Here is an 11,447-nt window from a genome sequence, read left to right as displayed (position 1 = left end):
GGGTTGTTGTTTCGAATTTGTGACTAGTATAGATGTGAATGTGTAAAATTTGATACTGAATATTAAAAAGTTGTAGTATATATTTTTGCAAGGAAGTAATAAGGTGGAATAAAAAATGGCAGACAACTATAAAAGGCCGTCCAAGGATTTAGACCGTATCGATCGCAATATTTTAAATGAATTGCAGAAAGATGGTCGTATTTCGAATGTAGAATTATCAAAACGAGTGGGTTTATCTCCAACCCCCTGTTTAGAGCGTGTACGTCGTTTAGAGCGTCAAGGTTTCATTACCGGTTATACCGCGTTGTTGAATCCACAATATCTTGATGCTTCGCTGTTGGTATTTGTGGAAATTACATTGAATCGCGGTGCACCTGATGTGTTTGAACAGTTTAATACTGCGGTTCAAAAACTGGATGACATTCAAGAATGCCATCTTGTTTCGGGTGATTTTGACTATCTTCTCAAAACTCGAGTCTCTGACATGGGGGCGTATCGTAAATTGTTGGGTGATACGCTATTGCGTTTGCCCGGAGTCAATGACACTCGCACTTATGTTGTGATGGAAGAAGTGAAGCAAAGTAACCAGTTGGTTATCAAAACTCGATAACGCCAGATTGTCTGAATAGTGGTACTTCTTTCCACATTCTGACGTTCGCCAATTGGGTTTTTAACCTTGATGTGGTTAAATCACACAACAAACCGAGCGGCTTTTGCCGCTCGGACTGTTTTCACCCAAACCAACGCATCAAGCCGCAATAAACCTTGAGTGTTGGCGTTAATCAGAATCTAGGTTTATGTTCAAAGAGAACCAAAATAAAGTTGAGACCATTATTAAGACCAGCGAAGAGCCTCAGTCTTCACGCCTCAATGGATCGCAACGTCTGAAAGAGTGCGGGCTTATTGTCGCTGTGCTTGCCTCTGTGCTTCTTTCCATCGCTTTATTAACATTTAGTCCCGCCGATCCTTCATGGTCGCAAACCGCGTGGGGAGGCGATATTGAAAATGCAGGCGGTATTATTGGCGCATGGATTGCCGATACCTTGTTCTTTATTTTTGGATCGCTGGCCTACCCAATACCGCTCATGATTACTGTGCTAGCATGGGTTTTTCTGCGTAAAAGAGAAGAGAATGAACCCCTTGATTTTGTGCTGTGGGGAACGCGTTTACTCGGCTTAACCATCTTGATTTTGACCAGTTGTGGCCTTGCGGATATCAACTTTGACGATATTTGGTATTTTTCATCTGGTGGTGTGATTGGGGATGTCTTAACCAGTTTGGCGCTGCCAACGCTTAATTTACTAGGCTCAACCTTAGTATTGCTCTTTTTATGGGGCGCTGGTTTTACGCTGCTAACGGGTATCTCCTGGCTAAGCATCGTGGAATGGTTAGGCACGATGAGTATTTCTCTTGGCGTTGCGTTGATCAATCGATTACGTGGTGAGAAAGATGAAGATATTGCGCCCGTTTTGTCGCCAATGGAATTGTCGCCGCTTGAATCATCATCCGCAGACTTAGCCGTTGTTGAGTCTAGTTCGCCAAATGAAGAATATGTCAAATCAGCCCTCGATGCGTTTGGGGCCGAGCAATACACGCCTGCGGTAGGGGTTGAAGAAGAGCTGGAACAGACTAACTCGCCAAGACGTTTTAATATTCACATGCCAGCGGCCAAAACTCAGGCTAACACTTCTCCTGAATTCAGTGAAACTCACTCAGATGAAGCGCCATTTGATCGCAGCAAGCAGCTTAGTGCAACGATTGAAGAGTTAGAAACTGTTGCGTTGGAAGAGGATGACCTTGCTCTTTCATCGGCAGACTGGGTAGATGAAAGAGCTAATGAGCATCAAGCATTAGCCAGTGCCGACCTCGATGCCAGTCAAGAAGCTCAGCAATATGCATGGGCAGAGGACGAAGAGGTGAGCGAGCCGTCGCTTACGATGACAGAAGTTGATCTTGATGTGTCGCGTGTTGAACCGGTTATTTCCAATTTAGATGTGCTGGATGAAGATGAATCAGATCAAGCGTTGGCTGCTGATCTTGATGTGATGTCAGAAGATGACGAGCCACCGTTAGGCCAGCAAGACAGTGATGTGACGGCTTTTCAGAACATGGTGTCTTCGGCTCAGGCCAATATGGCGGCCAAGCAAAATCCATTTTTAATGCAAAAAGAAACTAACCTGCCTAAACCGACGGAGCCACTACCGACGTTAGAGCTTCTGTATCACCCAGAAAAGCGTGAACACTTTATTGACCGAGATGCATTAGAGGAGGTTGCTCGTTTGGTTGAATCTAAACTCGCGGATTACAAAATCCAAGCGCAAGTGGTTGATATCTTTCCGGGGCCGGTTATCACTCGTTTTGAATTAGATTTAGCTCCAGGCGTAAAAGTGAGCCGTATTTCTAGCCTATCGATGGATTTGGCGCGTTCTTTATCGGCAATGGCGGTGAGGGTGGTTGAAGTGATCCCCGGTAAACCTTATGTTGGTCTTGAACTGCCAAATATGAGTCGTCAAACCGTCTATTTGTCAGATGTTATAAAAAGCCGTCAATTCCAAGAAGCGAAATCACCCACGACCATCGTTTTAGGGCAAGACATTGCTGGCGAAGCATTGGTCGCGGATTTAGCCAAAATGCCGCACGTGTTGGTGGCTGGTACAACAGGCTCAGGTAAGTCGGTTGGGGTCAACGTGATGATCCTCAGCATGCTTTATAAAGCGAGCCCAGAAGACGTTCGCTTTATTATGATTGACCCGAAAATGTTAGAGTTATCGATCTACGAGGGTATTCCTCACCTGCTAGCTGAAGTTGTGACTGACATGAAAGACGCATCAAATGCTTTACGTTGGTGTGTGGGTGAAATGGAACGTCGTTATAAATTAATGTCTGTGCTTGGTGTGCGTAACATCAAAGGCTTCAATGATAAGCTAAAAATGGCCGCTGCTGCTGGTCACCCTATCCACGATCCTTTGTGGAGAGAAGGGGACAGTATGGAGAGTGAACCGCCGCTGCTGGAAAAACTGCCTTACATTGTCGTGGTTGTTGATGAATTTGCTGATCTGATGATGGTGGTGGGTAAAAAAGTAGAAGAGTTGATCGCGCGTTTGGCACAAAAGGCTCGTGCTGCGGGTATTCACCTTATTTTGGCCACTCAGCGCCCATCGGTTGATGTGATCACCGGTTTAATCAAAGCGAATATTCCGACCCGCGTTGCGTTTACCGTTTCGACTAAAACCGACTCAAGAACTATTTTGGACCAAAGTGGTGCGGAATCACTGCTCGGTATGGGCGATATGCTCTATCTACCACCGGGTTCTAGCCACACGATCCGGGTTCACGGTGCGTTTGCCTCGGATGAAGATGTGCATGCGGTGGTAAACAACTGGAAAGCACGCGGTAAGCCGAACTACATAGAAGAGATCACTTATGGTGACCAAGGACCAGAAGCCTTGCTACCCGGTGAGAAGATGGAAAGTGATGAAGAAGTGGATCCGCTATTTGATCAAGTGGTTGAACATGTAGTGGAAACGCGTCGAGGTTCAGTTTCAGGAGTGCAACGCCGATTTAAAATCGGTTACAACCGCGCTGCAAGAATTGTAGAGCAGCTGGAAGCACAAGGTATTGTGAGCGCTCCCGGCCATAATGGTAATCGCGAAGTACTATCGCCAGCGCCGCCGCGAGATTAATCACGGTCATTGTAGGCAACACAAACAAAACAGCGCCACCCATGATGCCATGAGCGGCGCTGTTTCAATTTAGCTAGCATAAACTCTCGCCAGCCTTGCTAACGGCTATTTTTCTTGCATCAGCCCCATCAGTGCTTGTTGCGTGTCAGATATTTGCTGCTGCGCGGATGGTGTACTGCCAATTCCCAATTGTTGTTTAGCTTCATCTTCAGAGAGACCTAAGTGGCAACACAGTAAATCAATCGCCATTTGATAGTTGCTCGTTTCAGCCATGATGCTGTCCTTTGTCCGTCGAAAATGTCTGTTTCCCATGCAATGTAGTCACTTTAGCTGGGACTCTCAATACGACCAAAGTCTTATGCGTTCAATTGCTCATCACGTGCTGTAAGGGTAGGTTAACCATCTTGCTATTCAATAACAGATTTTAGAAAACTCGGCGTCAGACATTAAATGTTTCAATTTATCGCTTAACCTTGTTTTTCAAATCTTAGACTATATGTATATGAAAAATTGTGTAGGTTCATGCTAGCGTCGCTTGCAGCCTACACTCATAATAAGCTTTTCATTCGGAGATAAGTAATGAAGCGAGTCATGTTATTTCTAGCAACCAACCTTGCGGTGGTTCTGGTTCTTAGCCTTGTATTAAATATTGTTTATGCTGTGACGGGGATGCAGCCGGGCAGTTTATCTGGCTTGCTCGTCATGGCCGCGTTGTTTGGTTTTGGCGGCTCATTTATTTCATTATTGATGTCAAAGAGCATGGCTCTGCGCTCGGTAGGTGGAATGGTGATTGAAAGTCCACGTAACGAAACTGAGCACTGGTTATTGCAAACTGTAAGTCGTCAAGCTCAGCAAGCGGGTATTGGTATGCCAACGGTAGCAATTTATGATTCGCCGGACATCAACGCTTTTGCAACAGGCGCTAAACGTGATGATTCTCTCGTCGCTGTTTCAACGGGGCTATTGCACAGCATGACGCGTGACGAGGCCGAAGCGGTATTGGCGCATGAAGTGAGCCACATTGCCAATGGCGATATGGTCACGATGACTTTAATGCAAGGAGTGGTTAATACCTTCGTTATTTTCTTATCGCGCTTTATCGCAAACATCGTGTCGTCTCGAGATTCAGAAGAGGGTGGCGGTAGCAATATGATGGTTTATTTTGGCATCTCTATGGTGCTGGAATTGGTATTTGGCTTCCTCGCGAGCTTTATTACGATGTGGTATAGCCGTCATCGCGAATTCCACGCCGACGCAGGTGCAGCAAAGCTTGTGGGTAAACACAAGATGATTGCGGCGTTAGAGCGTTTAAAAATGGGGCAAGAATCTCAATTAGAAGGTTCCATGATGGCTTTTGGTATCAACGGTAAACGTTCAATGACGGAATTATTGATGAGTCACCCGCCGCTTGATAAACGCATCGCCGCTTTGCGCAATAGTTAATCTAAGCTAACTAAAAAAGAGAAGGCCAGCGAATTACGCTGGCCTTTTTGATCGTCGTAACTATTGGAATTTTAGTCTTTATTTTCTTTTTTGATCTTAATTCCTTGCAACCACGTATGCATTGAAAAGATACAAAGTTATACAAGAAATATTTTGTATAACTAAGTGACTTGTACTATTTTGTACATGTGAAGTTTTTGTATAACTTATGGAAACGTACAATGGATGTCGAATCGGTTGCTCAAGTTTATCGTCAACTCAACAAAGAGAACTTGCCTTTATTACGTCAGGTTTATCACGACAATGTCCTTTTTGAGGATGCCGCTCATCGAATAGAAGGTTGGCGTGCGCTATCGGATTATTTTGCTCGTTTGTATCAGAACGTAGAGCGTTGTGATTTTACCATCCATGATCACCAGCAAGTCGGTGACTGCGGCTTTCTCACATGGACTATGTCTTTGCAGCATCCTCGGCTAGCTCGTGGAAAACTTATACAAGTGCAAGGGATGAGCCATCTCAAGTTTCAAGACAACCAAGTCATTTATCACCGTGATTACTTCGACTTGGGAGAAATGCTCTATGAACACATTCCGCTGCTGGGAAGTGTTATTCGTTCGATCAAACAGAGGTTAGGGCAATGAAGAGTGTACTTATCACGGGAGCCACTTCTGGTATTGGTTATCAGCTAGCTGTTGATTATGCAAAAACGGGTTGGCAAGTTATTGCTTGTGGGCGTAACCAAGCCAAGCTTAATCAAATGCATCAAGAGTATCCGCAGATCCAAGGTATTGCGTTTGATATTACCGATTTTGAGCAAACGAAATCGGCTTTATCGCAACTGCCTTTTACTCCTTCACTGTGGATCCTCAACGCTGGCGATTGCGAATACATCGATCATGGTCAAATGGATTCACTCCGGTTTAAGCGTGTGTTTGACGTAAACGTTTTGGGTTTAGCTCATTGCATTGAGGCGATACAGCATCACTTTGTTGCTAACCACCGTGTGGCGATCGTTGGTTCCATCGCCAGTGAAATCGCGCTGCCAAGAGCAGAAGCCTATGGCGCTTCTAAAGCGGCGGTTAGTTACCTAGCACGCTCGCTCATGCAAGATTGGCGAGCGCAAGGTGTTGCTGTGACGATGATCTATCCTGGGTTTGTTGCCACGCCTTTGACTGATAAAAATAGTTTTTCGATGCCAATGATGGTCAGTGCCGAGTATGCATCGCAGGCGATTCGCCGTGGGTTGGAAAAAGGCAAAACCACCCTCTATTTTCCGGCTCGTTTTACGAGCCTATTACGTTTGATTGGCAGCTTACCTTACGCATGGCAAGGCAAATTAGTTGCGGCATTACTTAAATAACGATCTGTTTTGTAATTAAAGGAATTGAGTATGAAAATCGCCATTATTGGTAGCGGTATTTCCGGGTTAACATGCGGTTATTATCTGCATAAACATCATGATGTTACCGTGTTTGAAGCCAATCATTACATTGGTGGGCATACCGCCACCGTCGATATTGAGCTCGATGGTCAAAATCATGCAGTTGATACTGGTTTTATCGTGTACAACGACCGGACCTACCCAAATTTCATCGCAATGATGAATGAAATTGGCGTAAAAGGCATTCCGACTCAAATGAGCTTCAGTGTGCGTAATGATGCGAATGGGCTGGAATATAACGGTCATACCGCAACTACGTTGTTTGCACAAAAGCGGAACTGGTTAAACCCTGTCTTTTATCGCTTTATTTTTGAAATCATTCGCTTCAATCGGTTAGCGAAACAGCAAGCAGAACAAGCGCATCAATCAATGCAAACCTTAGGTGATTTCTTATTTGAGCACCAATTTTCTGACTATTTTTGTGAAAATTATATTTTACCGATGGGAGCGGCAATTTGGTCATCTTCCTTGGCTGATATGCGGGTTTTTCCGTTAAGTTTCTTTTTGCGTTTCTTCCTCAACCATGGCCTGCTAGAGATCACTAACCGACCACAATGGTATGTGGTTGAAGGCGGATCGCGCGCGTACATCGAACCCTTGACGCAAGGTTTTAAAGATAAGATTCATCTTGATAGCCCAGTTACACAAGTCAAACGCGGCTCGGCAGGTGTCGAGCTCATTGTTAATGGGCAATCACACCACTTTGATCATGTAATTTTTGCATGTCACAGCGATCAGGCATTAGGTATGTTAGAGCAACCGACAGAGGCTGAACAAGAGGTGCTCGGCGTAATGCACTATCAAGCCAATGAAGTCACTTTACATACCGACACATCACTGCTACCTAAGCGAAAAGCCGCTTGGGCAGCTTGGAACTATTGGCTTGATGGCAGTCCAGATCAAGAGTCGCGTTTACCAGCGCTGACCTACAATATGAATATCTTGCAGCATATTAAAGGCGCTCATACTTTTTGTGTATCGCTCAACAGCGGTGACCGCATTTCTGATGAGAAAGTTTTACGACAGTTTACTTATCACCACCCGGTATTCACCACGCAATCTATCGCGGCTCAGCAACGCAAGCCTGAAGTTAACGGTGTGAATAACACTTGGTACTGTGGCGCTTATTGGCGCAATGGTTTTCATGAAGATGGCGTGACCAGTGCGCTGGATGTGGTGACACAACTTGAAGCGCAAGCGCAGCAGTTAAAAGGCGCGGCGTGATGGAGACTGAGCCCAACAGTTGTTTGATGGTTGGCATGGTACGTCATCGACGCTTTACTCCGATTGAACATGCGCTCAATTATCCATTGTTTATGCCGTGTATTGATCTCGATGAACTGGAGCAACTGAGTGATTCAGTTTGGGGGTTTGGCGAAAAATGGTGGCACTGGGCGCGTTTTCAGCGCGCCGATTATCTTGGTGAAGGGGATTTAAAACAGTGCATACAAGATAAAGTTCATGAGCTGACGGGCGACCGCTGCTCTGGAAAGGTGATAGCAGTATGTCACCTTCGTTATTTAGGAATTTATTTCAGCCCGGTTAATTTCTACTATCTTTATGATCAACAAGGTGAATGGCAATACTTGTTGGCCGAAGTGAGTAATACACCTTGGAATCAACGGCACTACTACGCGGTGAAAGCACAAGCGGGAGAAGAGCAGCAACAGTGGCGTCATCAAAAGGCGTTTCATGTTTCTCCCTTCAATCCTATTGATCAGCGATATCATTGGAAGTTGAAGCCGCTTGGTTCGTCATTGAGTGTGCATTTGGAATGTCACAAAGAAGGTAAAGTTTTCGATGCGACTTTATCGATGAAGGCACAACCATTTAATTCAAAAAATTTACTCAAGTTATTGATCAAAACACCCGTGATGGCCGTAAAAGTGACAATAGGTATTTACTGGCATGCTTTAAAGCTGTGGCTTAAAGGAGCACCTTTCTACTCCAATCCACATTCATAAATACGCAAGATCTACACAGAGACAGTGTCTAAATAACAATAACAAGGAGAACGCTCAATGCTTAATTCACAAACTCTCGCGTTGCCCAAGCAACTGACAGGGTTGCAAAAGAGTGCAAGAAGCTTCATTTTTCGCTGTCTACAGCGTTTAGACGTCGGCACTTTAACCATCATTGAAACCTTTTCCAATGAAGGCGCGTCCAGTCAGGAGACTTTTGGCGTACTTAAAGAGCATCAACCCCATGCAACTATTGAAATACATCATCCTCATTTTTATGCTCGTTTATTAAAAGGGGGTAGTATTGCAGCGGGTGAAGCTTACATGGATGGTTGGTGGGATAGCCCGAATTTGACCAGCCTAATGGAACTGATGGCTCGTAATGTCAGTGCATTAGATGGCATTGAAGCTCGCAGTAGTGTGTTGACCAAACTTTTTTATAAAGTCAGCCATTGGCTCAACCGAAATTCAATCGATAAAGCCAAAGAGAATATTCATGCCCACTACGATCTAGGCAATGATCTCTACCACACCTTTTTAGACAGTAATATGCTCTATTCCAGCGCGTTGTTTCTGCATCCGGATGAAACGTTAGAGCAGGCGCAAATCAATAAAATGGAACGTTTGTGCCAGCAGTTGCAACTCAAAGCAAGCGACCACGTGATTGAGATTGGCACCGGTTGGGGTGCGATGGCGATTTACATGGCCAAAACTTACGGTTGTCAGGTCACGACGACGACTATTTCTGAAGAGCAGCATTACTACACCGCGCAGCAAATAGAGCGGCAGGGGCTGGAGAGTCAAATCACCTTGCTTAAGCAAGATTACCGCCTGCTACAAGGTCAGTACGATAAATTAGTCTCGATAGAGATGATCGAAGCGGTCGGTAAAGAGTACCTCGCCTCTTATATTGAAAAGTGCCAGTCACTACTAAAACCCAATGGTTTGATGGCGATTCAAGCCATTACCATTGCTGATCAACGTTATGATTATTACAGCAATAATGTCGATTTCATTCAGAAATACATTTTCCCTGGCGGTTTTTTACCCTCAATTACTGCATTGACAACGGCGGCGACACAGCACAGTGATTTAGTGGTTCGCAACCTGTTTGATCTTGGTCCTGATTATGCGCATACGCTTGCTCATTGGCGTCACCGTTTTGAGCTTGCAAAACATCAGGTTTCACAACTTGGGTATGATGAGCGATTCACGCGTATGTGGCGTTACTATTTCTGCTACTGCGAGGGGGGATTTTTAGCAAAATCCATCAGCACCGTACATATGACTTTGCAAAGACCGATGTAATGAAAACGCTGTTTGCTGTCTCTCTTTGGTTTCAAGCGATCTGGTTTGTTGCTGTGTTGGGGACAGAACGTTTGCAGTGGTTGGCATTGGCCATGATGTTAGCCGCATTGATGTTTTCTTTGCGGCACTTCTCTTATCCTTTGGAAAGGGTGATTGCGTTAACCATAGTGGGTATTGTTATCGATGCCCTTAATCAGTATTTCGGATTATTACGCTTTGCTACCAATGACTTTCCCATTTGGTTAATGGTGTTGTGGGGCGCTTTTTCTTGGTATGCCTCCCATTTAATGGTGCTGATGAAACGTTATCCATCCAAACTCATTTGTTTGATGGTCGGCGTGTTAGGCAGTTTAAGTTATTGGGCGGCAGAACGTTTAGGCGCTGTACATTTTGATTGGCCATTGGGTTTGACTATGGCCATCTTGTGGCTGCAGTGGGTGATGATCGGTGCATTGATACTTAGGGTATTTAGCGATGATGTTAGTAAAGAGAAATAGGCTAAGAAAATTCAACCGGTTACTGATAGTGATTGCCTTTCACAGCTTGGTGAATAACGCTTTTGCGGCGGTGGCAGACGATAAACTGACCGAGTGGCAAACTTGGCCAGTGATTGGCCAAGCGAATTTAAGCTGGTTATGGCTAGATATTTATTCCTCGCAGCTGCGTACTCCTTCAGGGCAGTACGAGCAAGGAAGCGATTTATCACCTCATCCCTTGGTGCTTGAAATTGAATATCAGCGCGACATCAGTAGCAAACAGCTGGTGGAATCGACCGCAGAGCAGTGGCAAAAACTCAAATTAACCGAGCAACAAGTTGCACCGTGGCTGGTGCACCTATCGTCCATTTTCCCCAGCGTTACTGAGGGCGATCGCTTGATTTACACTTCCGATGGGCAGCAGGGCGCTTTTATTTTTCATCCAAAGAACGGTGTTCAAGCGCAGGTTGGTACAGTAGTCGACGAAGCGTTAAATGACGCCTTTCTCGCGATATGGCTGTCGCCACAGACGCAATACCCACACTTACGCAAACAATTGATAGGAATGCAACCATGAAAGCGATAGCCAGACGCAGTTATCTGTTACTTCTACTTTGGTTAGTGGGGTGCAGCGCTGATCTCACTCAATACCAATCCACGCAACCTAAGTTTGATTTATTTGAATACTTCTCTGGTCGAACGTTCGCATGGGGGATGGTGCAAGATTATACGGGGATGCAAACGCGTCGTTTCGAGGTTGCCATCGACGGAACAGTTGAGGGGAATAAACTCACTTTGGTTGAAGACTTCAATTTTGATGATGGTGAAAAAAGCCAAAGAGTATGGGTGATTGAACGTTTTGCTGATGGAAAATATATCGGTCAAGCGGATGATGTATTAGGCCAAGCCCAAGGGGAAGAAGTGGGTAACGCTTTGCGTTGGCAATATGACTTTTCCTTACCTTATGGTGATTCTACGCTAACCGTTACCTTTGACGACTGGCTTTATCGGCAAGATGAAAAGCGGGTGTTTAACCTGACTAAAATTAAAAAATTTGGTATCGAGGTCGGTAAACTAACGCTGTTCTTTGAAAAACAATAAGGCTCCGTAAGGAGCCTTATTGTGCTGATCATAT

12 protein-coding genes are annotated in these 11,447 nt (G+C 45.0%); 11 read left to right on the top strand and 1 reads right to left on the bottom strand.

What is annotated here, in order from left to right; translation table 11 throughout:
- The first annotated feature begins 115 nt into the window (after nucleotides 1–115).
- Both lrp and AACQ42_RS16780 read left to right on the top strand, forming a co-directional pair.
- The gene (gene lrp / locus AACQ42_RS16785) at nucleotides 116–610 is read left to right on the top strand and encodes a leucine-responsive transcriptional regulator Lrp (protein WP_010317439.1); all 495 of its coding nucleotides are present in this window, start codon (nucleotides 116–118) and stop codon (nucleotides 608–610) included.
- Between the two features lie 187 nt (nucleotides 611–797).
- Complete coding sequence (locus AACQ42_RS16780; protein WP_094165770.1) at nucleotides 798–3,683, top strand: DNA translocase FtsK; 2,886 nt, start codon at nucleotides 798–800, stop codon at nucleotides 3,681–3,683.
- A 105-nt stretch (nucleotides 3,684–3,788) separates the two neighbouring features.
- Here AACQ42_RS16780 and AACQ42_RS16775 read toward each other — a convergent pair whose 3' ends face one another.
- Entirely contained in the window at nucleotides 3,789–3,956 is a 168-nt protein-coding gene (locus tag AACQ42_RS16775) for a hypothetical protein (protein ID WP_017041998.1), read from the bottom strand.
- Nucleotides 3,957–4,262: 306 nt separating this feature from the next.
- On the opposite strand from AACQ42_RS16775, the gene htpX reads away from it, so the two are divergent.
- The 9 genes from htpX (at nucleotide 4,263) to AACQ42_RS16730 (ending at nucleotide 11,413) form a co-directional block, all read left to right on the top strand.
- A complete protein-coding gene (gene htpX / locus AACQ42_RS16770; protein WP_017044602.1) occupies nucleotides 4,263–5,126 on the top strand; it encodes a protease HtpX in 864 nt (287 codons plus the stop codon).
- A gap of 221 nt (nucleotides 5,127–5,347) precedes the next feature.
- Nucleotides 5,348–5,767, top strand: a complete 420-nt coding sequence (locus AACQ42_RS16765) for a nuclear transport factor 2 family protein (RefSeq protein WP_026028585.1) — start codon at nucleotides 5,348–5,350, stop codon at nucleotides 5,765–5,767.
- A complete protein-coding gene (locus AACQ42_RS16760; protein ID WP_013857166.1) occupies nucleotides 5,764–6,486 on the top strand; it encodes an SDR family NAD(P)-dependent oxidoreductase in 723 nt (240 codons plus the stop codon). The genes AACQ42_RS16765 and AACQ42_RS16760 overlap by 4 nt, the downstream gene beginning before the upstream one ends.
- Nucleotides 6,487–6,516: 30 nt before the next feature.
- Complete coding sequence (locus tag AACQ42_RS16755; RefSeq protein ID WP_040122962.1) at nucleotides 6,517–7,791, top strand: NAD(P)/FAD-dependent oxidoreductase; 1,275 nt, start codon at nucleotides 6,517–6,519, stop codon at nucleotides 7,789–7,791.
- Nucleotides 7,791–8,531 carry a DUF1365 domain-containing protein gene (locus tag AACQ42_RS16750; RefSeq protein WP_019280844.1) on the top strand — a complete coding sequence of 247 codons (741 nt, stop codon included), beginning with the start codon at nucleotides 7,791–7,793 and terminating at the stop codon, nucleotides 8,529–8,531. The genes AACQ42_RS16755 and AACQ42_RS16750 overlap by 1 nt, the downstream gene beginning before the upstream one ends.
- Nucleotides 8,532–8,588: 57 nt before the next feature.
- On the top strand, nucleotides 8,589–9,836 hold the full coding sequence (locus AACQ42_RS16745) for an SAM-dependent methyltransferase (protein ID WP_094149481.1): 1,248 nt from the start codon (nucleotides 8,589–8,591) through the stop codon (nucleotides 9,834–9,836).
- Nucleotides 9,836–10,333 carry a DUF2878 domain-containing protein gene (locus AACQ42_RS16740; protein WP_094165769.1) on the top strand — a complete coding sequence of 166 codons (498 nt, stop codon included), beginning with the start codon at nucleotides 9,836–9,838 and terminating at the stop codon, nucleotides 10,331–10,333. The genes AACQ42_RS16745 and AACQ42_RS16740 overlap by 1 nt, the downstream gene beginning before the upstream one ends.
- Entirely contained in the window at nucleotides 10,311–10,889 is a 579-nt protein-coding gene (locus tag AACQ42_RS16735; protein WP_094165768.1) for a chalcone isomerase family protein, read from the top strand. The genes AACQ42_RS16740 and AACQ42_RS16735 overlap by 23 nt, the downstream gene beginning before the upstream one ends.
- Complete coding sequence (locus AACQ42_RS16730) at nucleotides 10,886–11,413, top strand: DUF3833 domain-containing protein (protein ID WP_017049908.1); 528 nt, start codon at nucleotides 10,886–10,888, stop codon at nucleotides 11,411–11,413. The genes AACQ42_RS16735 and AACQ42_RS16730 overlap by 4 nt, the downstream gene beginning before the upstream one ends.
- The last annotated feature ends 34 nt before the right edge of the window (nucleotides 11,414–11,447 follow it).

The sequence above is a fragment of the Vibrio sp. V12_P9A6T4 genome, from assembly GCF_963874835.1.
Lineage (GTDB): Bacteria > Pseudomonadota > Gammaproteobacteria > Enterobacterales > Vibrionaceae > Vibrio > Vibrio anguillarum.
This window is presented reverse-complemented; position numbering and strand designations above follow the sequence as displayed.